Source organism: Amycolatopsis sp. cg13 (assembly GCF_041346965.1).
GTDB lineage: Bacteria > Actinomycetota > Actinomycetes > Mycobacteriales > Pseudonocardiaceae > Amycolatopsis.
In genome coordinates this window covers 2,408,936-2,429,978 of the sequence record NZ_CP166848.1, presented here as the reverse complement: position 1 = coordinate 2,429,978, position 21,043 = coordinate 2,408,936, and the positions used below count along the sequence as shown (strand labels likewise).

Below are 21,043 nucleotides of genomic sequence, written 5' to 3'. Positions count from 1 at the left end.
GTGAAGGGCTCCTTGCGGGAACCAGATTCCCTCAAGGAGCCCTGCACGGACAGCGGGTGGCGGCAGCCCGCGTCAGGCGACTTCGGTGGACCGGCTGCGCGCGGCGCGGGCGCTCCACCGTCCGTCGTGCCGGTCCACGCGGATCGGGTGGCCGAATGCCCGGCTGATGCTCGCGGTGGTGACCGCCTGCTCGATCGGCCCGGACGACACCACCGAACCGTCCGCGATCAGCAGCGCGTGCGTCGTCGTTTCCGGCAGCTCCTCCAGATGGTGCGTGACCACGATGGAGGCGAGCCGGGGATGGGTCCGCGTGAGCAGGTCGATCGTTTCGAGCAGCTGCTCGCGAGCCGCGACGTCAAGGCCGGTGGACGGTTCGTCGAGCAGGAGCAGCCGAGGGTCGCTGATCAGCGCGCGGGCGATCAGGGCGCGGCCGCGTTCGCCTTGGGACAGCGTCGGCCAGCGTTCGCCAGCCTTGCCGTCGAGGCCCAGCAATCCGATGAGTTCGTCGGCCTGCTCGACCTGCGCCGCGGTGGGTTGCCAGCGCGGGGGAGTGTCGATGCTTCCGGTGATCCCGGTCAGCACGACCTCCCGGATGGTGAGCGGCGAACGCAGCGGATGCCGCGGGTCGACGTGCCCGATGCTGCGGCGCAACGCCTGCAATTCGACGCGGCCGAGCCGTCCGCCGAGGACGTCGACGGTGCCGGTCGTCGGATGCGTGACCGCACCGCAGAAACCGAGGATCGTGCTCTTGCCTGCGCCGTTCGGGCCGAGCAGCGCCCAGTGTTCGCCTGCCCGCACGGTCAGGTTCACGCCGTGCAGGATTTCCTTGCCCTGCCTGCGGAACACGACGTCGGTCAGCTGCAGCACGACCTCGCTCACGAAAGTGCCTCCTTCAAGGCGGTCAGGTGCGCCCGGCTCAGTTCCGCGGCGGCGGACGCGTCTTTGTCCGCGATCGCGTCGACGAGCGCCAGATGCGCGGCTTGGTCTTCCTCGGGCGCGGTGATCGGACGGGCGCGCAGCATGTCCGTCATCGCGCGGTGGACGCGCGGCACGAAACTGTCGAACAATTCGATCAGCACGTCGTTGTGCGCGGCGACGAGCACCGTGCGGTGGAACGCGGTGTCGGTGTCCACCAGGACCTCGACGTCCGGATCGCCGAGCGCGCGAGCGGCGAGCGCGCGGCGGATCGCGCGCAGGTCGGTCGGCGTCCGCCGGAGCGCGGCGAGGGCGGCGGCCTCCGCTTCGATGGCGATGCGCGCCTCGATCACCGCGCCGATGGTGGCGCGGCGCAGCACCGCGTCCCAATCCTCGGCGACGTCCAGGGCGGTCACGAAAACGCCGGAACCCTGGCGGGAATCGAGCACGCCTTTGCCCGCCAATTCGCGGATCGCCTCGCGCATCGTCGAACGGCCGACGCCCAGTTGCGCGGCCAAAGTCGTTTCCCCGGGCAATTTGTGACCCAGCGCCCATTCGCCGGAGCGAATGCGGGCCAGAAGGACTTCGGCGGCCTGTGCGGCGAGCGGGTGCCGGTGCACGAGAGGGGGCATCGGAGGGCTTTCTGATCGGGCGGGGCGACGGGAGCGAGGCTACTGCGGGACATTCTTCCGGCGGGGTGTCGAGTGTGGAGCGTCACTAGTCTACTTGTCTGATGAGCTGGGTATTTTATGACCCGTTCGGGTGGGTTACGGTGTTTCGACTGCCGCATTTCGCCCGCGCCGGGTAAGGATCGGCCGCATGCGTGCCAGGAAAATGGCCGTCGTGGGCGGAGCTCTCGCCGCGGCGGTGTGTGCAGTGGCGTTCGTGGCCGGTCCCGGCGCGAGCGCCGCTCCGTTGCCCGGGGGCTTGGGGCCGTGCGTCGGCGACGCCTGCCCGGACAAGTACCCGCCGGTCAACAACGGGCCGTTCGCGGGACGGGACAACGGCATCAACGTCTTCGCCGGCGGCGACTTCCTCGTGCGCGAAGGCGCGGCCGAGGCGGAAGGCCGGGTCGTCGTGCTCGGCGGTTTCGACATGGCGAAGCGGGCTGGCGCTTCTTCGGTCTACAACGTCGGCATCGCGGGCGTCGGCTCGCGCGTGCCCCCGCCGGACGGTGCCGATTTCCTCACCACCGGCAAGGACGTCACCGTCGCGCCGAACCAGCGGCTGCTCGCGGACGGAGGCGTCGTGCGCTACGGCGGCACCGTGACCGGGACCGTGACCGGCACGCTGAAGCAGGACCCGAACGCGGCCGACCAGTACAAGCAGCTCCGGCCGCAGCTGCAGGAGGCCAGTACCTGCTACGGCAAGTCCGCGGCGACCGGAACGGCGAAGAACGAGGGCTACCGCACGCTGTTCACCGGCGACGGGAAGTCCGCGCTGCAGGTGTTCAACGTCGATTTCGACCTCACCGGCCCTGGCGGCGGCATGCAGGGCCTCGAGTTCACCGGCATCCCGGCGGGCGCGACGGTGCTGGTGAACCTCGTCGGCGGCAACCGGGTGATCAACACCTACACCGGCGACCTCGCCGACCAGGACCCGATCAACCACCTGCGCGAGAAGCTGCTGTGGAACTTCCCGGACGCGTCGAAGGTGAAGATCGCCGGGCAGGCGCAGTTCCAGGGCAGCGTGCTGGTCGGCAACCCGTCCAGCGACACGACGGTCACCGCTTCGGGCACCAACGGCCGGTTCTTCACGGCGGGCAATCTGTTGCACACGTCCGATGGTGCGGCTGGCGGGCAGGAGTTCCACGCGTATCCGTTCACCGGGGATCTGCCGGACTGCGCTGGGCCGACGACTACGCCTACTACGCCGACTAGTACGACGTCCACGTCCAGCACTACGACGTCCAGTTCGACTAGCACCACGACGTCGAGCACTGAGCCGACCAGCTCGACCACGACGAGCACGTCGAGCACGGAGCCGACGTCGAGCACCACGTCGACTTCCTCGACGACGTCGACCACGACTGAGCCGACGAGCACAACGTCGTCCAGCACGACCTCGTCGAGCGCCACCTCGTCCACCAGCTCGACGACCTCCAGTTCCACGGTGCCGACCGGTCCGTCGGAGACGGAGTCCTCGACCGCGCCGACGTCGTCCAGCGCTACGTCCTCGAGTTCGCAGCCGACGTCCTCGGCGAGCAGCACTAGCCCGACGACGTCCAGCTCGTCATCGGAGGCCCCGGCCCCGGTCACGACCACCAGCGACAACTCCGGCGGCGTGGCCCCCGGAACCGGCCCGTCGGACCAGGGCCCGCTCGCGTCGACCGGCGCGGACATCCGCGGCTACCTGATCGGCGGCGGCGCGCTGTTGCTCATCGGCGGTGCGCTGGTGACGGTCGTGGCGGTTCGTCGCAGGCGCTCCTGACCAAAGCTGTGAAGGGCTCCTTGGGGGAATCTGATTCCCTCAAGGGGTCCTTCACGGACAGTCCGGGTTGGGTGGGGGTCGCGTTCGGGTTCGGCTCGTCGCCTGGCGGCGACATTGCGCCCGTTGGTTGCGTGGGGCACCCCGAAGCGTGAGTGTGCTGACGGTCTGGGGGTGCTTGTCAAGGCGGGAAAGATGCCTTGACAAGCACCCCCAGACCGCAGGGACGCTTTATATCGGGGTGCGGGGGAGGGGCTGGGTGCCTCGATAGCGGGTGCACCGGTGCGGAGTGGTTGGAGGCGGGGCTGGGTGCCTCGGACGTTGGGTGCGTCGGTGCGGTTTTAGGGACGTGAGGGGAACCCTGAGGGAATCTGATTCCCTCAGGGTTCCCCTCACGGACTAGCGGGCGGCGGGTGTGCGGGAGGCGCGGTATTCGGCTGCTCGGGCCTCGTAGGCGCGGAGTTCTTCCTCCCGGTCCGGTACGTCGTGCTGGGTGCCTGCCGGTTGGTCGGCGAAGAAGCCCCGCAGCGCTGCGTTCGCGTCGGCGGCGAGTGGGCCGGTGCGGGCGAACATCGCTGTTTCGTATCGGGTCAGCGCGGCTTCGACGCTCGGCTCCTCGTGCAGCGCGTGCGCCAGTTCGGCACCGTCGAGCAGTGCCAGGTTCGCGCCGTGTCCGCCGAACGGGGCCATTGCGTGTGCGGCGTCGCCGAGCACCGTGATGCCCGGGACACGTTCCCAGGTCAGCGGAGCGGGCAGTGCGGTGAATGCGCGCGCTACGTAGTCACCGTCATTGTCAGTCAGCAGGGGGCGCACTGTCGAGCTCCAGCCGTGGAACTCGCGCAGCAGGAACTCTCGCACTGAGACGCGGTCAGCAAGGTCGACGCCTTCCCGTGCGGCCCAGTCCTCTTTGGCGCGGAAGGCCACGTAACCGCGGATCACGCCGTTGCTGTTGCGTTGCACGATCACTGCCCGGCCAGCGCCGTCGGTGGTGAAGAGCTGGCCGTTGCCGACCAAGGCGGCGATATCGGGGTGCCGGGTTTCGACGTCGTCGAACCGGACGTCCAGAAAGGACACTCCTAAGTACTCCGGCATCGCGCCGGTGAGGCGTCGGCGCACTTTTGACCAGGTGCCGTCCGCGCCGATCACGACGTCGGAGTCCACTGTGGATCCGTTGGCGAAAACCAAGCGGTGGACGCTGTTTTCGGTTGTCAGAGCGGTGAGTTTGTGTCCCCAGTGGACGGTTCCGGGTGCGAGCTGGTCGTACAGCATGGTGCGCAGCTGGCCGCGGTCGATTTCCGGGGCGGCGGTGTCGTCGTCGGCGGGAATGAACTCCTTCAGCAGGGTGCCGTGGTGGTCGCGTCTGGTCATGGCTTGGCCTTCGACGCGGGCCAGTGCGTGGAAGGCGGGCAGCAGCCCGGCGTCTTCCAAGGCGATCTGTCCGCTGTCGGCGTGCAGATCGAGCGTGCCGCCGGGATCTCGGGAATCCACGGCGGTGTCGGCGTCGTAGACGGTGGCGGCGATGCCGTGCCGGTGCAGGACATGGGCGGCGAGCAGCCCGCCCGGGCCGCCGCCGACGATCGCGATGCGCGGTGTCTCTTTCATGGTCTTCCCCTCTCGTGCCGGTGTGGTCTGACACGAGCATAAGTGGAACCATATAAAAAGTGCAACCGTACAACTTAGTGAGTCATTGCACCTTGCTAAGGCAGCTTCGCCGCCAGTCCGGCGAGCACGATGCCGAGGGCGTAGCCGAAGCTGTCCTCGACGGTGCTTCCGGCCGCCTGGCGTTCCCGCATTCCCTGCGCCATCAGCGGAAACGGGATGCTCTCGATGGTCGCGTCCAGGTCCTCCGGCCAGGTCTGGTCTTCGACGGCGCGACCGAGGATGAAGTGCACGTACACCCCGGCGCACCGGGTCGCGTCGGCGAGCGGGAACCCGGCGCGGTGCAGCACGCCCACCGCGAGTTCGGCGAATTCGCCCAGTGAGCGGGCGGTCCGGAGGTCCGCGCCGAGCGCGATGCGAGCGCCGTCGCGGTGGCCGAGGAGTGCGGCGTGCAGGGCGGTTCCTGCTTGTTCCAGCCAGGACAGCCACGGGGTGTCCAGTGGCGGGAGGTCGTCCAGGACTGGAGCGACGAGAGCGTCAGCGAGGTGGTCGAGCAAGGCCCGCTTGCTGCTGAAATGCCAGTACAGCGCGGGTGCCTTGACGCCGAGTTCGGTGGCGAGGCGGCGCACGGTCAGCTTGTCGAGGCCGTCGGCGTCGACGAGAGCGAGTGCGGTCCGGACTGCGGCGGGGATCTCGATCGGCAAGGCGGTTGCCTCCTTAACTAGTTCAGGGCAGTCTAGTCCTTAACAAGTTAAGGAGAGTCATGGACGCAGATGTGGTGATCGTCGGGGCCGGACCGGTCGGGTTGTTCCTCGCCGCTGAACTCCGGCTCGGCGGCATCCGGCCGCTGGTCGTGGAGCGGCTCGCGCAGCCCTCGACGGAACGGAAGGCGCGCGGCATCGGCGTGCTCGCGACGGAGGCGCTGACCCGGCGCGGTCTCGGCCCGCAGCTGGCCGCGGCGCACGAGGAGGGGATGCGCGATTTCGCCCGCGACCACGGCAGCTCGCTCGGCCATTTCGCGAACATCCACAAACTCCTCCCGGACGAGGACCGTCCGCGCACGCACATCTGGCAGCCGGAGCTGGAACGCCTGCTAGCCGAACACGCGGTCGGCGTCCCCGTGCGGAGGGCGCATCGGGTGACCGCGATCGAGTCTGATGTGGACGGTGTGACGGCGATTGTCGAGACACCGCAAGGAGAAAAGCGGATTACCGCGTCGTACCTGGTGGGTTGTGACGGTGGTCGGGGGAAGGTCCGGAGTCTCGCCGGGTTCGGGTTTCCGGGTACGCCGCCGTTGTTGCGGACGCTCGCGGGCCAGGTGCGGTTCGAGGGGCCGGTGCCGCCCGCGGGGCGCTATCGCGACGGGACCTTCCTGCACGGCGGGAGCATGGCTGGCGTCACCGAGTTCGCCCGCGACGGCGAGCCCGACGGTCCGGTCACTCCGGCGGAGTTGGCGGCGGCGATCCGGCGGGTGACCGGCGAGGACGCCACTGTGACGGAGGTGCGCGATTCCCGCCGATTCGCCGACCAAGCCCGCCAGGCCGACGACTACCGGCGCGGCCGGGTCCTGCTCGCGGGCGATGCCGCGCACGTTCACCCGCCGAGCGGCGGGCAAGGGCTCAACCTCGGCCTGCTGGACGCGGCGAACCTCGGCTGGAAGCTGGCCGCGGTCGTGCGTGGGGAAATGCCGGATACGTTGCTGGACAGCTACTTCCGCGAACGCGGCCCGGTCGGCGCGGCGGTGCTGCGCAATACGCGCGCGCAGTCGGCGTTGCTCGCGCCTGGGCCACACGTCGACGCGTTACGGGAGATCGTCGCGGAGCTGATGGATCTTCCACAGGCGAATCGGTACTTCTCGGAACTGCTTTCCGGCGTGACGGAGCGGTACGAATTCCCTTACCTCGCTGAGGAACCAGTCGGGCTGCACAGTCCAGAAAGGTCCCTTGTGGACGATGACGGCCGAGTCACGCGGCTGTCGGATCACACTCGCACGGGACGAGGTGTGCTGGTGCTCGATCCGGAAAGCCGCGATCTTGCCGCGCTGGCAACGAAGCGGGTCGAGGTGGTGCCGGTGACGAACACCGAGTCCTTCCTGCTGCGTCCGGACGGGGTCATCGCCTGGGCTGGGGGAGAAGCCGAATTGAAGGTCGCGCTGGACGCCTGGTTCGGCTAGGCGGTCGCGCGGCTCCGCCACAGCAGCCAGCCGAAGTACGGTGCGCCGATCAGTGCGGTCACCAGGCCTGCCGCGATCTGGGTCGGTGCGAGGACCGTGCGTCCCAACGTGTCGGCGACGCACACCAGCACCGCTCCCAGCGCGGCGGCCACCGGCAGCGATCGCGCGTGCTTGGAACCCACGAGCGCTCGCGCGGCGTGCGGAGCGACTAATCCGACGAAACCCAGCGCGCCGACCGCACACGCAGCGGCCGCGGTGAGCACTGCGGCGAGTGCGGCGAATGCGAGGCGAGACCGGTCCAGCGGGACGCCGAGCACGCGCGGCACGTCCTCGTCGAGCGAGACCAGGTCAAGCGTCCGAGCGCTGGACAGGGCGATCGGCAGCGCGATGACCAGGCATAACAGCACCGGGAGGACCTGGCTGAACTCCCGGCCGTAGGTCGACCCGGCGAGCCAGGTGAGTGCGAGATGCGCGTTCCACGGGGAGGTCAGCACTACGACGAGCGTCGTGATCGCCTGTGCGCCCGCGCTGACGCCGATGCCGACCAGCACGAGCCGGTCCGACGACAGTCCCCGGCCGGTCGAACCGCGCCCGGTGGCGAGCCAATGCACGAGGGCGAACGTCGCGAAGGCGGCGACGGTCGCCGCCCCCATCATCGGCCAGACTCCGATGCCAGGCACCAAAAGCACGACGCTGATCGCGCCGACGCTCGCGCCGGGCGTCACGCCGAGCAGGCTCGGTTCGGCCAGCGGGTTGCGGCAGATCGCCTGTACCAGCGATCCCGCGACGGCCAGCGCCGCCCCGCCGAGCAGTGCGGCGAGCATTCGCGGCCAGCGCAGGTCGAGCGCGAACGACACCTCGGTGCCGGACACTCCGCGCAGCCAGTTCAGGACGTCGCCGAGCAGCACGATCCGGTCGCCCAGCAGAAGCGCGGCGATCACCGCGCCGACCAGCGCAATCCCCAACACGACGCCGGTCCCGGCCACCCAACGGCGCGACCGGACGGTGCCGTGCGTTCCGCGTGCGGACGGTGTTCCGGAGGGTTGCCGCCGCGCCAGCCAGACCAGGACGGTGGCACCGGCGAGGGTCGTCACGACGCCGGTCGGCACCGAAACCGCTTTGTCCGCCGGAACGATGGCGCGCAGCAGAACGTCGGCGGCCACGACGACCAGCGCCCCGGTCAAACCGGCGAGCGGCAGCAACAGCGGATGTTTGCCGAGCCCGGGCACCCGGTTGGCCAGCAGCCGCGCGATCACCGGCGCGCACAGGCCGACGAACCCGATCGGTCCGGCGACGGTCACCGCGACCGCCGAAAGCAGCACCGCCACGACGACAGCAAAGGTGCGGGTACGGCGGACGTCGATGCCTAGCACGCGCGCGTGATCGTCGCCGAGGCTCAAGACGTCGAGCCGGTGCGCGAGCAAGAGCGTGGCGACGATGCCGATCGCGATCACTGGCGCGGCAAGGGAAACCTGTCGCAGTCCGGATTGGACAGTCGTGCCGCTGCCCCAGCCGTACAGGCCCGCGGTCCGTTCCTGGAACAACATCAGCAGCACCGACGTGAGCGCGGTCAGGGCCAGCGCGATCGCGGACCCGGCGAGCACCAGTCGGGCCGCTCCGCCGCTGCTGCTGCGAGCGACGAGCAACACCAGCCCAGCCGCCGCGAGGCCGCCGATGAAGGCGACGATTCCGTTGACGTAGAAGGGAAGCGAGATCCCGAACGCCGCAACACCGACCACCGAGACGTACGCACCGGCGTTGACCGCGAGCGTGTCCGGCGAGGTGAGCGGGTTCCGCGCCACCGATTGCAGCACGCAGCCCGCGAACCCCAGCGCCAGCCCCACGAGCAGCGCCGCGGCCAGCCGGGGGAGGCGGCTGGCCACGAGCACTGCCACCGCCTGGCTGCGCGCGTCGTCGTCCGTGCCGGGGAAAACGGCGCGCAGGAGTTCGCCGAGCCCGACGTGCGAAGTGCCTTGCAGCAGGTGCACGGCGGACAGGACGAGCAGCGCGACAATTCCGCTGAGGAAGACGACGGACGCCGTAAGCCGCGAGACGCGCGTCCGGGCGGGTGCGGGGGCTGGCGCGATCATCGGATCAGCGCGTCAGAGCGCCGGTGAGCGCGTCCACGTAGGCGATCGCGGACTTCGGACCGCCGAACATCCAGATGCCGTCCGGAATCCGGTGCAGCTTCCCGGCCTTGACGAACGGCAGCTGCTTCCACACGGCGTTGCCCGCGAGCTCCTGGGTGAAGACGTCGGATTCGGCGGCGTTGGCGGCATAGACGAAGGACGTGGCCGGATCGGTGATCTTGGTCAGGCCCTCGACGTCGGTGGGGGCGAGCCCGTAGACCTTGTCGCCCTCGCCAGTCCACTGGTTCGCGACGCCGAGCTGGTCGGCGATGCTGCCGAGGAACGAGCCCTTCGTGTACATCCGGACGGTGACCGTGCCGGAGGTCGAGTAGCCGTCGGTCATGACGAACTTGGCCGCGGTTTTGCCCGCGTCGGCGAGCTTCTTCTTGCCCTCGGCGACCTTGGCGTCGAATTCGGCGAGCAGCTTGCGGCCCTGCTCCTGCGTTCCGGTCGCCTCGGACAGCGTGGTCACGGTCTTGCGCAGGTAGCCGATCGGGTCGGCCGAATCCGACCCGCGCAGCGTGAGCACCTTCGTCTGCTTCGAGAGCTGCGCGATCACGTTTTCCGGCAGGTCCGTGGTGGTGACCACGAGATCCGGGTGCAGCGCGGCGACCGCGTCGAGGCTCGGCTCGCCGCGGGTGCCGACGTCCGGAGTGGACGCGGGCAGCGGCATGACCTTGTCGTAAGTGTTGTAGCCCTTGACGTCCGCCGCGCCGACCGGCTTCACGCCCAGCGCCAGCAGGTTCTCGGTGAGGCCCCATTCCAGCGACACGATCTTCGCGGCCGGCGCGGGCAGGTCGAGCTTGCCGCGCTCGTCGGTCAGGTGGACCGGGCCGGACGGCTTCGCGGCGGCGGCCTGGCTCTGCTCCGCGGGCGCTTCGGTGGTGCCGCACGCGGCGAGCGCGAACGTGGCGAGCAGCGCGGCGGCGGTCTTCAGGAATGGCCTGCGGGCAGATTTGGGCACACTGGACACGGGGGTTTTCCTTTGTACTAGGGGATGGGTCAGGCTGAGCGGACCGGCCGCGGCCGGGAGGTGTGCCGTCCGACCGGGCGGGTGCGGACATGCCCCTCGTCGTCGACGTGGACGTCGATGCGCAGGCCGTAGACGTCGCTGAGCAGATCGGCGGTCAGCACTTCGGCCGGGCGGCCGGTGGCGCGGACAGAACCGCGGCACAGCAGCACCACCTCGTCGGCGACGGCGGCGGCCTGGTCGAGGTCGTGCAGGACGACGCCGACCGCGACGCCGTGCTCGTCGGCGAGGTCGCGGACGAGGTCCAGCGTTTCGATCTGGTAGCGCAGGTCGAGGAAGGTGGTCGGCTCGTCGAGCAGGACGACGCCGGTGTCCTGGGCGAAGCAGGTGGCCAGCCAGACGCGCTGGAGTTCGCCGCCGGACAGTTCGTCCACCGGGCGTTCGGCCATTCCGTCGACTCCGGTGTGCCGCATGGCCCGCTCGACCAGCTCCGGGCCCTCGGGGTCGCCGGAGCCGAAGCGGCCGCGGTACGGGTGGCGGCCGTAGGACACGACGTCGCGCACGCGCACGCCGCCGGGCGTGGGGCGCGATTGGGTCAGCAGCGTGACGTGGCGGGCGAATTCCTTGGGGGACAAGGCGAGCGCGTCCTGCCCGGCCAAGGTGACGTCGCCCGCGGTCAGCGGGTGCAGCCGGGCGAGCGAGCGAAGCAGCGTCGACTTGCCCGAGCCGTTGGGCCCGACCAGGACGGTGACCGCGCCCGCGCGCAGGACGATCTCGGCGTCCCGGACCACCGGTTTCGCGCCGTAGCCGAGCGCGAGCCCGGTGCCGGCGAGCGCCGGTGCTTCCGGCCAGGGTTGACTCATGAAGGTTAGCCTAACCTGATCGAGTGAAATTCCGAAACCGGACACCGCGGCGGTGTCGGACGTCACGGGCGTTTTGTACCGGGCGGGCCCGCCAGGATGTGAAACGCCTTTGCCGCGTGCCGTTGCCGCTCTAGCTTCTGATCGGGTCAGAGGTTTTCGGATTTCCGGGTGACGAGGGGAGCCGGTGCGTGGCCACGGGCGAACTCGCGACGACGACGCTGCCGGTCGGGGCAGGCTGGCTCGGGTCCCGCATCGGCGAGCGCACGGCGCGGGGCGTGGCCGGGACGGTGTCCGGCCTGATCCGCGACGGGGAGGTGCCGCCGGGGACGCGGCTGCCCACCGTGCGGGCGCTGGCGGCGGAGCTTTCGGTCAGTCCCACGACGATCGCCGAGGCGTGGTCGCAGCTGCGGGCGGCCGGGTTGATCGGCACTGGCCGGCGACGGGGCACGATAGTGCTGGAACCGCCGTCGAGCCCGCCGCCGGAGCGCGCGTTTTCCGGCTGGCAGACGGTCGATCTGGAACACGGGTTGCCGGATCCGGGGCTGCTGCCGCCGCTGGAGGACGCCGTCGCGGCGGGTGTCCACACGGAACGGTTCGGCGGTCCGGTCAAGAACTCGATCACGCCGCAATTGCGCGCCGCGGTGAAACCGACGTGGCCGTTCGCCGCCGAATCGTGGACGGTCGCGGCCGGCGGGCAGGACGGGATGTTGCTGGCTTGCCAGGCGGTCGCGCGGCCGGGCGACGTGATCGCCCTCGAAGCGCCGACTACGCCGTGGCTACGGGAATTGCTGCGCCGGTCGCGGATCCATGTGGTGCCGGTGCGCTGCGACGAGAACGGGCCGCTGCCGTCCTCGCTGGCGGCGGCGCTGGAACATCGGCCGGTCGCGTTCGTCTACCAGCCGCGCGCGCAGTCGCCGCTCGGGCATTCGGTTCCGGCGGACCGGCTTGCGGAACTCGCCGCCGTACTGTCCGAAGAGGACCTCACGGTTATCGAGGACGACGATTTCGGTCCGTTGGCTTTGGCTCCGTCATTGAGTCTCGGCACGCGCTTGCCCGGCCGGGTGTTGCTGGTGCGGTCGTATTGCACGGCGTTCGGGCTTGAATTGCGCAGCTGCGTGATCGGCGGTTCGGCGGTGCTGGTGGAGCAGGTGCGGCAGCAGCGCGGGCCGGGGTCGGTGTGGTCGAGCCGGATTCTTCAGGACGCGCAGGCGTTTCTGCTGACCGATCCCGGCAGCGCGGAATTGCTGAACCGGGCGCGCCATCGGTACGCGCAGCGGCGGTCGGCATTGACGGAAGCGTTGCGGGAGCACGGTATTTCGGTGCGGGCTCGAGACGGGTTGACGTTGTGGGTGCCGGTTCCGGAGGAGTCTCGGACGTTGATGACTTTGGCGGCTAACGGGGTTTCCGCCGGGTCGGGTACTCGCGCGGGCAATCCGGGGACACCGCACATCCGGATAGCGACGGGACAGTTGCCCGACGATCCGGCTTTGGTCGCGGATCTGGCCGGGATGATCGCCCGGGCCGCGCGGCGGTCTTGATGTCTGTTTTGGACAATGCCGCGTGGGCGTCGCTGACTGGTCCGCACGCTGGGTTCGCGGAGCGGGTCGGGCAAGCCGTGCGTTATCCGGTCGACGTTTCGGTGTTTCTGGCAGTGCCGGACGAGCCGTCCGACGGGGTGTGGGACGACGTCGCCGCGCTCGCCGGGCCGGGTGCCGTGGTGCCGGTTCTTCCGCAGGCCGGGCCGCCTCCGCCGGACTGGGAGCTGCTGGAGAAGATGGCCGGGGTCCAGTTGGTGGACGCCGGGGTCGATGCCGCGCCTGATCCGGAGGCTGTTCGGCTGACGGTGGCTGACGTGCCGGAGATGCTCGATCTGGTCGCCCGCACGAAGCCTGGTCCGTTCTTGCCGCGCACGGTTCTGCTGGGGACGTATCTCGGGATTCGGCACCGCGGCGCGCTCGTCGCGATGGCGGGGGAGCGGTTGCATCCGCCGGGGTGGACGGAGATCAGCGCGGTGTGCACGGATCCGGCGTATCGCGACCGTGGTCTGGCCGGGCGGTTGGTGCGCGCGGTGGCCGCGGGGATCCGGGATCGGGGCGAGACGCCGTTCATGCACGCGGCGGCGGCGAATGTGAACGCGATCCGGCGGTACGAGGGGATGGGATTTCGGTTGCGCCGCACCAATGCGTTCGGCCGGGTGCGCATTCCGGACGACTGGCGGGCGGCGGCTTGAATCAGGTTCGGTAGTGCTCTCCTTGCTGAGGCAGGGCAAGACAGAACGGGTGTCCGGCGGGGTCGGCGTAGACGCGGAACAAGGGCGCGCTGTCGACTAGCCGCGCTCCCAGCGCCAGGACCCGGCGTTCGGCCTCGTCGAGGTCGGTCACCTCGACGTCGAGGTGCATCTGCTGCGGATCGCGCGGGTTCGGCCAGTCCGGCGGGCGATAGCCGGCGACCCGCTGGAAACCGATGCGCGGTTCGCGGCCGGACGCCTCGGCGATCGACACCCAGCCGTCCTCGTCTTCGACCCGCTGCATGCCCAGCAAGGCCTCGTAGAACGCAGCCAGTTTCCGCGGTTCCGGGCAATCGACGACCAGGGCGAGCCAGTGTCCGATCATCGGCCCAGTCTGGCAGGTCCCCGGTGGGCCGGAGACCTGCCAGGCGGTCAGGAATCGCTCAACGGCAGGCCCGGCGGATTGATGTCCGCCTTCTTCACCGCTTCGTTCTCCAACCCGTACGCGGCAAGCCATTTCGCGTACTGGCCGTGCTGAATCAGGTAATCGATCGCCGCCGCCACCGGCTTCACCAGGCCGTTGTCCTTTTTGGTCGTCGCGGCGATCAGCCCCTGCAGCGTGGCCCCGGCACCGGAGTACTTGCCCGCGCTGCGGGTCGGGTTCGGCGTCTTCGCGGTCTGCGTCGCGTGGTAGGCGATGCCCGGGTTCGGCGCGAAGTACGCGTCGATCCGGCCGGACGCCAGTGCCAAGTATGTGCTGTTCTTGTCCGCGAAATTGCGCACGTCGAGCTTCTTGCCCTCAGCGGTCAGCTTGCGTTGCCATTCCTTGAGGATTTTCTCCTGGTTGGTCCCGCTGTCGACGGCGACCGTCTTCCCGGCCAGCACTTCGTAATTGCCGTCGAAGTTCCACGTGTTCGCGCGGTTCGTCTCGAAGCCGAGGTTGTCCTCGCGGTAGGCGGCGAAGTCGAAGCCCTGCTGTTTGCGCTGTTCGGTCACCGTGATGTTCGAGAATCCGGCGTCGAACTGGCCGCTTTGCAGGCGTACGAACAGGTTCTGCCACGACGCGTTCTGAACGTCCGGCTCCAGCCCGAGCACCGCGGCGACGAGCCGGCCGAGGTCGGGTTCGGCTCCGGTGAGGGTGCGCTGGTCGGCGCCGACGTAGGCCAGCGGCGGGAAGCCCGACGGCAGTGCGCCGACGCCGATCGTCAGCTTGCCCTTGTCGAGGAACTTCTTCGGCAGTTGCGCGCGGATCTCCGCGACGACCGGCACGGTCAGCGAAACCGGGTGCGCGTCCGCGGTGTTCGCGGCGACGGAAACGGTCTGCGAACCGTTCGCGCCGGTCGACGCCTGGGTGCTGCCGCCGCACGCGCCGGCGAGCAGTGCGACCGCGGCGAGGACGGGCAGGATCGTGCGGGTTTTCATGCGTTCTCCGGGATTTCGAGGCGGGTGACCTTCCCGAGGAAGGCTCGGGTCCGGTCGTGGCGGGGACGGTCGAGGACGGCTGACGGTGGTCCTTCTTCGATGACACGGCCTTCGTCGAGGAACACGACGTGGTCGGCGATCTCGCGGGCGAAACCGATCTCGTGCGTCACCACGATCATCGTCGTGCCGGACCGCGCCAGTTCCCGGATCACGGCCAGCACCTCGCCGACGAGTTCCGGGTCGAGCGCGGACGTCGGTTCGTCGAGCAGGATCAGCCGCGGTTCGAGCGCGAGCGCTCTCGCGATGGCGACCCGTTGCTGCTGCCCGCCGGACAGTTGCCGTGGATACGCCCCGGCCTTGTCCTCGAGGCCCACGCGGGCAAGCAATTCCCTCGCCCGCGTTTCCGCCTCGGCGCGGGTCAGCCGTTGCGTGACGAGAGGCGCTTCCACGATGTTGTCGAGGATGGTGAGATGCGGGAAGAGGTTGAAATTCTGGAACACAAAACCGATCCGCGACCGTTGCTTCAGAATCGCGCGCTCGCTCAGTTCCTTGAACCGGTCGCCGTGCACGCGCACGCCGACGAGTTCGTCGTCGATGCTGACGTAGCCGCTGTCAAGGCGTTCCAGATGGTTGATCGTCCGTAACAAAGTCGATTTCCCGGAACCGGACGGTCCGAGCACCACGGTCACTTGCCCGCCAGGAGCGGTGATGTCGATTCCGTCGAGCACCCGGATCCCGTCGTACGTTTTGACCGCGCTGCGAACGCGGACTTCGGCGCTCATCGGGCCACCCCCAGCGAACGCAACCGGGCGCGGAACCGCTGGAACGGCGTCGGCGGAACGGTGCGCAATGCGCCACGGGAAAAGAAGCGCTCGACGTAATACTGGATCACTGACAGGACGCTGGTGAGAATGATGTACCAGACCGTGCCGACGAGCAGCAGCGGAATGATCTGCCCGCTGTTGGTGCTGGCCTGGGTTTCGACCACGCCGAACAGTTCCAGCAGCGACGTGATGTAGACGACGGAAGTGCCTTTGAGCAGGCCGATCAGCTGGTTCGCGTAGGCGGGCACGATCGCGCGGGTGGCCTGCGGCAGGATGATTCGCCGGTATTGCCGGGATCGCGGAAGCCCCAGCGCGGCCGCCGCTTCGAGCTGTCCTTGATCCACCGAAAGCACGCCGGCGCGCACGATTTCCGCGGCGTAGGCGGCTTCGTTCAAACTCAAGCCGAGCACCGCGACGACGAAGAAACTCAACACGTCGGTGGCGCTGAAGCTGAAAAACGACGGCCCGAACGGGATGCCGAGGCTGAGCGTGCTGTACAGCGCGGTCACGTTGGCGAGGAACAGCAGCAGCACGATCAGCGGAATCGAGCGGAAGATCCACACGTACGCCCACGAAACCGCTTGGAGCAGCGGGTTTTTCGACAGCCGCAGCAACGCGAGCACGATCCCGCCGACGAGCCCGAACACCGCGGCGAGGCCGGTCAGTTCGAGGGTGAGCACCAGCCCGTCGAGGATGACCGGACGGAAGAACCAATAGCCGAAGACGTCCCACTGGAACACCGGATTGGTGATCAGCGCGTGCGCCAATTGGGCTAGCAACACGAGCACGACCGCGGCAGCGACCCAGCGCCCGGGACGGCGCAACGGGGCGACTTTCTTCGCGGCAAGCTCGCGCAACCGAGCTTCACCGGGCGGTTCGGGACCTGCGGACGGCACCGGCACGGCGCGCAGCGTCGGAGGAGAACTCACAGTGGCTCCTGGGGATCGCGGAGAGGGCGATCGCCACTGTGACCCGCGGGGTTCCCGGCTGTCGAGTGTCCTCTTGGGACTCCCACATTTTGAGCGCGGTGGTACGGAAGAAGGTTTTGTACCGGCTTTGTTACTGACTGTCTACTGTGGACTAGCGGAGCAGGTGCTGTTCCAGGAACGGGTTCCGGAACTTCCCGGCCGGGTCCAGCTCCGCCGCCAGCTGCCGGAACTGCCGCACCCCGTCGTGGTCCAGATCCAACGCCGCGCCGTGGAACAGCTTCCCCCAATGGGCGCGAACGCCGAACGGAGCGAGCTTCTCCTCGATCACCGGCAGCACTGCTTCCACCTCCGGCTGGCGCTGCTGCCAGGTGAAATGCACCGCCACCCGATCACCGCCGTACGCCGGGCTCAGCCAGAGTTCGTCACCGGCGACAGTGCGGATCTCCGACACCACCAGCAGCGGTGCGATGAGGTCGCCGAGGCTGCGCAACGCCTCGAACGCGGCGGCCGCCTGGGCGCGCGGCACGAAGTACTCGCTCTGCAATTCCGCCCCGACGCTCGGCGCGAATTCCAGGCGGAAATGTGGCAACCGGTCGTACCACGGTCCGGGAACTCCGCCTTGCACTGTGGTGTTTTCCGCCGAAATGCCCGCTGCGTGGGCGGGGTGGCGCGGGCCGTCGGCGGGAAGCGCGCCGAACAAGGAATCGGGGAGCTCGGCCGGGACGCGGTTTTTCAGCAAGACCTGGTCGACGACGTCGCGCGCCCAGTTCGTGAACAGGCTGACGCTGTAGCCCGCCGCCTGGATCTCGTCGAAGTGCTCCAGCGCGGCGGACCACGGGAGAGCGTCGAAAACGTCTTGGCGCACCAAGAAAGTCGGCTCCAGGTCGAGGGCGAGCCGGGTGAGGACGCCGAGCGCGCCGACGTTCACCACGACGCCGGGGAACTCGGCATCGGCGCGGGAGAAGGTTCGCAGGGAGCCGTCGGCGGTGAGGAGTTGGACGGCGGACACCGCTGAGGCCAGGCCGGGCAGTCGCTGTCCGGAGCCGTGGGTGCCGGTCGCGACGCTGCCCGCGACGGTGATGTGGGGGAGTGACGCCAGGTTGGTCAGGGCGTACCCGGCCTCGTGCACCTGCGCGACGACGTCGCCGTAGCGGGTCGCGCCGCCGATGGTGAGCGTTTCGGCGGTGATTTCCGGGGCGATGTCAAGCGCGGAGAGATCGAGCTGGACGCCGTCCGGGCTGTCGGCGACCGTGTTGAAGCTGTGCCGGCTGCCGAGCGCCTTGACTCGGGTTGCGCTCGCGACGAGTTCCTGCGCCTCGGGAAGGGTGCGCGGGGCGAGGATCTCGCGGGCGCGGTAGGCGAGATTGCCAGCCCAGTTTTCGATCACGAACGCCGAGCCTAACCGGCTTCGTCGCGGCAGACTGGGGACAGGCTGAGACGAGGAGACCCGACATGCATTCCGCTGGACTCGTGCTGCACCCGCGCCGCGACTCGAAAGCCGCGGTCGACGCGGTGCTGGGCTGGGCTGCCGTCCGCGGGATCGAGATCCTCGGCATCGTGGACGAGATCGCGCGGGTCGACTGTTCCGCGACCGGCGTCCAGCCCGCTGAACTGGGCAAACGGTCGGACCTGGTGGTCAGCCTCGGCGGCGACGGCACCATGCTGCGCGCGATGCGGCTCGCCGACGGGCAGCACGCGCCGGTGCTCGGCGTCAACCTCGGGAAGCTCGGGTTTCTCGCCGAGGTCGACGTGCCGGACCTGCCGCTCGCGCTGTCCGCGATCGACCGGGAGGAGTTCACCGTCGAGCCCCGGATAGCGGTTGACGCGCGGTTCGGCGGCCGGATCGAGACCGCGTTCAACGACGTCGCGGTTGTGCGCGTGCCCGGCGACGGGAGTGCCGTGGTCGCGGTGCTGGTGAACGGTGAGCAGTTCGTGAGCTACGCGGCCGACGCGGTCGTGGTCGCGACGCCGACCGGGTCCACCGCGTACAGCTTCTCCGCCGGCGGGCCGATCACGAGCCCGGCTGTCGAGGCGCTGCTGGTCACGCCCGCCGCGCCGCATTCGGCGTACAGCCGCGGCGTGGTGTTGTCGGTGCACGACACCGTGACGCTGGAGGTGCTGCCGTCGAGCGGGCGGCTCGCGGTGGAGGTCGACGGTCAGGTCGCGGGGTATGTCGGGCCGGGCGAAACCATCGACCTGCACGCCCGGCCGAACGCGGCCCGCGTCGTCCGGCTCGGCATGACGACCTTCTACCAGCGCGCCCGGCGCAAGCTGCGGCTCTCTGATTCGGCGGAGATTCCGCTGTCCTGAGCAGGCCTCCCCAGCTCCTGGTAATTGCGCCCTGACCTGCAGTAATGCCGTACTGAGTGTGCCAGGCGTCACTTGTCGGTGACATTGCCGTGTCCTATTCGTAATGTCGGGGCGGCTTTGCGGATCCGAACGAGGAGATGGTGGTGCGAGGTGTCCGGTAGACATCGGGACGGATCGAAGTCGTGGCGGCTGCCGGCCGCGGCGGGTGCGCTGGCCGTCGGCGCGCTGGCGGTGCCGGTGTGGCTGACCGCCGGCGCGGTCGAACCGCAGCAGTTCCCGGCCGCTGCCGCGGAAATGCACGCGTTCAGCGCGCCGCGGGCGTCGAGCACTGCTCCGTCCACCACTTCGACGCCGCCGACGACGTCTTCCAGTGCTGCCCCGACGACGTCTTCCTCGTCGCCGACTAGCAAAACGACCTCGCGCACTCCGGAAACCCCGGCGGCGAAAGCGTGTTCGTCCACTTTGGCCGGTACGCAGCCCGCGGTGGCGCAGGTGGGCAACTACCTCAAAGAGAAGTTCTCGGTGGATACGGTCGGCGGCCGGGCCGGACGGTCCGGCGCGAGCGACCATCCGGCCGGTCTCGCGCTGGACTTCATGGTCGACACGAAAACCGGAAACGCTTTGGCTGCTTACGTTCTCGCGCACCAGAGCGAGTTCGGCGTGAAGTACGTGATCTGGCAGCAGCGCTACAACGACGGCGGCGGCTGGTCGGCGATGGAGGACCGCGGCGGCGAGACCGCGAACCATTTCGACCACGTCCACGTTTCGTTCGAGCGCGGCGCGAAGGTTTCGGTCACCTGCTGACACCCGACTTTCGGAGGTGGGCCGGATTCCTCGCGGAGAGCACACTGTGCGCGGCCGATTGGTCACCGTCCGCACGGGGTGACCTTCCTTCGCTGCATGAGGAGCTCCGATGGCGGGCAAGTTCTCGATCCGGCTCACTCTCAGCGTCGTCGGGGTGCTGGTCGCACTCGGCGGCACCACGACCGCCGCGGCCGCCGCCGCGCCGGACGATCCGGTTTCGTGGCGCGTACCCGCTAGCCCTGCGGAGGCGGCTGCTTTGGCGCACGCCGGGTTCGACGTCGCCGAGACCAGTCCGGGCGTGGCCTACGTAATCGGGAGCCAGGCGGTCGCTCGGCAGTTGCGGGACCGCGGTTATGCGCCTGAATTCTTCGACACTGTCTACAAAGGAGTGACGACCCGCGCCGCGGGCGACACTTTCTACGGCGGCTATCGCACGGTCCCGGCGCAAGAAGCGCATCTCGCGCAAGTGGTGGCCGCGCACCCGGATCTGGCGACTGAGTACACCCTCGGCGAATCGTGGCTGAAGACCCAGGGCAGGGGCGGACACGACATCAACGCGATCTGCCTGACCAAGAAACAGGACGGCGACTGCACGCTGTCCACGACCTCGCCGAAGCCGAAATTCGTGGTGATGGCACAGATCCACGCCCGGGAGATCTCCACGGGCGAACTCGCCTGGCGCTGGATCGACTACCTCGCCGACGGCTACGGCACCGACGCCACCGCGAAGTCCATTTTGGACACCACTGAGGTGTGGGTGGTGCCGATCTCCAACCCGGACGGCGTCGACATCGTCGCTTCCGGCGGCAACTCGCCGAAACTGCAGCGCAAGAACGCGGATACCAGCAACGGCAATTGCGGTGGCACGAACAACGGCATCGATCTGAACCGCAACTCGACTTTCCGCTGGGGCGCGGACTCGGACTCGCCGTGCGCCGAGACTTACCAGGGCCCGAGTGCCGGGTCGGAACCCGAAGTCCAGGCGCTGGAGAAGCTGTTCCGCTCGATCTACCCCGAGCAGCGCGGCAGCGGCGACAACGACCCCGCTCCCGACACCGCTCGCGGCACGATGATCACGTTGCACAGCTACGGAAACGACATCATCGTCCCGTGGGGCTTCACTTCCGACCCAGCGCCGAACGACGCCGCGCTGCGCAAGCTCGGCGCGAAGTTCAGCGATTCGAACGGGTACCTGGTGGGGACGAACACGGAAACCGTGGGCTACTCGACGAGCGGCACGACGGACGACTTCACGTACGGCGCGCTGGGGGTGGCCAGCTTCACGTTCGAGGTCGGCGGCCAGAGCGGCAGTTGCGGCGGGTTCTTGCCGCGGTATTCGTGCGTGGACAGTACCTTCTGGCCGAAGAACAAGGGTGCGCTGATCACGGCGGCACAGTCGGCGGCGGCTCCGTATCAGCAGTGAGGTGCGGTCGAGCGCGGTGCACTCAGGC

General features: G+C 69.0%; 19 protein-coding genes. 7 read left to right on the top strand and 12 right to left on the bottom strand.

Annotated features, from left to right (window positions below):
• Positions 1-72 precede the first annotated feature (72 nt).
• Both AB5I40_RS10865 and AB5I40_RS10860 read right to left on the bottom strand, forming a co-directional pair.
• Entirely contained in the window at positions 73-879 is an 807-nt protein-coding gene (locus tag AB5I40_RS10865; protein WP_370938348.1) for an ABC transporter ATP-binding protein, read from the bottom strand.
• Positions 876-1,547, bottom strand: coding sequence for a FadR/GntR family transcriptional regulator (locus AB5I40_RS10860; protein WP_370938347.1), 672 nt, complete (start codon positions 1,545-1,547; stop codon positions 876-878). Before AB5I40_RS10860 ends, AB5I40_RS10865 begins: the two co-directional genes overlap by 4 nt.
• 187 nt (positions 1,548-1,734) lie before the next feature.
• Between AB5I40_RS10860 and AB5I40_RS10855 the strand changes: the two genes are divergently transcribed.
• A complete protein-coding gene (locus AB5I40_RS10855; protein ID WP_370938346.1) occupies positions 1,735-3,345 on the top strand; it encodes a choice-of-anchor A family protein in 1,611 nt (536 codons plus the stop codon).
• 396 nt (positions 3,346-3,741) lie between these two features.
• Here the strand turns inward: AB5I40_RS10855 and AB5I40_RS10850 are convergent, their stop codons facing one another.
• Both AB5I40_RS10850 and AB5I40_RS10845 read right to left on the bottom strand, forming a co-directional pair.
• Complete coding sequence (locus tag AB5I40_RS10850) at positions 3,742-4,944, bottom strand: FAD-dependent oxidoreductase (protein ID WP_370938345.1); 1,203 nt, start codon at positions 4,942-4,944, stop codon at positions 3,742-3,744.
• Positions 4,945-5,039: 95 nt separating this feature from the next.
• Positions 5,040-5,645 (bottom strand): TetR/AcrR family transcriptional regulator C-terminal domain-containing protein, encoded by a 606-nt coding sequence (locus tag AB5I40_RS10845; RefSeq protein ID WP_370938343.1) that lies wholly within the window; start codon positions 5,643-5,645, stop codon positions 5,040-5,042.
• A 59-nt stretch (positions 5,646-5,704) separates the two neighbouring features.
• Between AB5I40_RS10845 and AB5I40_RS10840 the strand changes: the two genes are divergently transcribed.
• Positions 5,705-7,114 (top strand): FAD-dependent monooxygenase, encoded by a 1,410-nt coding sequence (locus tag AB5I40_RS10840; protein ID WP_370938342.1) that lies wholly within the window; start codon positions 5,705-5,707, stop codon positions 7,112-7,114.
• Here AB5I40_RS10840 and AB5I40_RS10835 read toward each other — a convergent pair.
• Genes AB5I40_RS10835 through AB5I40_RS10825 form a run of 3 tightly spaced genes read right to left on the bottom strand, consistent with a single transcriptional unit; the run spans position 7,111 to position 11,076 of the window.
• The gene (locus tag AB5I40_RS10835; protein WP_370938341.1) at positions 7,111-9,204 is read right to left on the bottom strand and encodes an iron ABC transporter permease; all 2,094 of its coding nucleotides are present in this window, start codon (positions 9,202-9,204) and stop codon (positions 7,111-7,113) included. The two genes, AB5I40_RS10840 and AB5I40_RS10835, sit on opposite strands and share 4 nt — an antisense overlap.
• A gap of 4 nt (positions 9,205-9,208) precedes the next feature.
• Positions 9,209-10,216, bottom strand: coding sequence for an ABC transporter substrate-binding protein (locus AB5I40_RS10830; protein ID WP_370938340.1), 1,008 nt, complete (start codon positions 10,214-10,216; stop codon positions 9,209-9,211).
• A gap of 29 nt (positions 10,217-10,245) precedes the next feature.
• Positions 10,246-11,076 (bottom strand): ABC transporter ATP-binding protein, encoded by an 831-nt coding sequence (locus AB5I40_RS10825; RefSeq protein ID WP_370938339.1) that lies wholly within the window; start codon positions 11,074-11,076, stop codon positions 10,246-10,248.
• 188 nt (positions 11,077-11,264) lie between these two features.
• Here AB5I40_RS10825 and AB5I40_RS10820 point away from each other — a divergent pair, with 188 nt between their 5' ends.
• Positions 11,265-12,614, top strand: coding sequence for an aminotransferase class I/II-fold pyridoxal phosphate-dependent enzyme (locus tag AB5I40_RS10820; protein WP_370938338.1), 1,350 nt, complete (start codon positions 11,265-11,267; stop codon positions 12,612-12,614).
• Positions 12,614-13,306, top strand: coding sequence for a GNAT family N-acetyltransferase (locus tag AB5I40_RS10815; protein WP_370938337.1), 693 nt, complete (start codon positions 12,614-12,616; stop codon positions 13,304-13,306). Before AB5I40_RS10820 ends, AB5I40_RS10815 begins: the two co-directional genes overlap by 1 nt.
• A gap of 1 nt (position 13,307) precedes the next feature.
• Here AB5I40_RS10815 and AB5I40_RS10810 read toward each other — a convergent pair whose 3' ends face one another.
• From AB5I40_RS10810 to AB5I40_RS10790, 5 genes are all read right to left on the bottom strand, one after another.
• A complete protein-coding gene (locus AB5I40_RS10810) occupies positions 13,308-13,688 on the bottom strand; it encodes a VOC family protein (RefSeq protein WP_370938336.1) in 381 nt (126 codons plus the stop codon).
• 47 nt (positions 13,689-13,735) lie between these two features.
• Entirely contained in the window at positions 13,736-14,725 is a 990-nt protein-coding gene (locus AB5I40_RS10805) for a transporter substrate-binding domain-containing protein (RefSeq protein WP_370938335.1), read from the bottom strand.
• Positions 14,722-15,507 carry an amino acid ABC transporter ATP-binding protein gene (locus AB5I40_RS10800; RefSeq protein ID WP_370938334.1) on the bottom strand — a complete coding sequence of 262 codons (786 nt, stop codon included), beginning with the start codon at positions 15,505-15,507 and terminating at the stop codon, positions 14,722-14,724. Before AB5I40_RS10800 ends, AB5I40_RS10805 begins: the two co-directional genes overlap by 4 nt.
• Positions 15,504-16,478 (bottom strand): amino acid ABC transporter permease, encoded by a 975-nt coding sequence (locus AB5I40_RS10795; protein WP_370938333.1) that lies wholly within the window; start codon positions 16,476-16,478, stop codon positions 15,504-15,506. The genes AB5I40_RS10800 and AB5I40_RS10795 overlap by 4 nt, the downstream gene beginning before the upstream one ends.
• A 151-nt stretch (positions 16,479-16,629) precedes the next feature.
• Positions 16,630-17,865 (bottom strand): FAD-binding protein, encoded by a 1,236-nt coding sequence (locus AB5I40_RS10790; RefSeq protein ID WP_370938332.1) that lies wholly within the window; start codon positions 17,863-17,865, stop codon positions 16,630-16,632.
• Between the two features lie 65 nt (positions 17,866-17,930).
• Between AB5I40_RS10790 and AB5I40_RS10785 the strand changes: the two genes are divergently transcribed.
• The 3 genes from AB5I40_RS10785 (at position 17,931) to AB5I40_RS10775 (ending at position 21,015) form a co-directional block, all read left to right on the top strand.
• The gene (locus AB5I40_RS10785; RefSeq protein ID WP_354749573.1) at positions 17,931-18,788 is read left to right on the top strand and encodes an NAD(+)/NADH kinase; all 858 of its coding nucleotides are present in this window, start codon (positions 17,931-17,933) and stop codon (positions 18,786-18,788) included.
• A 150-nt stretch (positions 18,789-18,938) separates the two neighbouring features.
• The gene (locus AB5I40_RS10780; protein WP_370938331.1) at positions 18,939-19,592 is read left to right on the top strand and encodes a hypothetical protein; all 654 of its coding nucleotides are present in this window, start codon (positions 18,939-18,941) and stop codon (positions 19,590-19,592) included.
• 109 nt (positions 19,593-19,701) lie between these two features.
• Complete coding sequence (locus AB5I40_RS10775; RefSeq protein WP_370938330.1) at positions 19,702-21,015, top strand: M14 family zinc carboxypeptidase; 1,314 nt, start codon at positions 19,702-19,704, stop codon at positions 21,013-21,015.
• Positions 21,016-21,043: the final 28 nt, after the last annotated feature.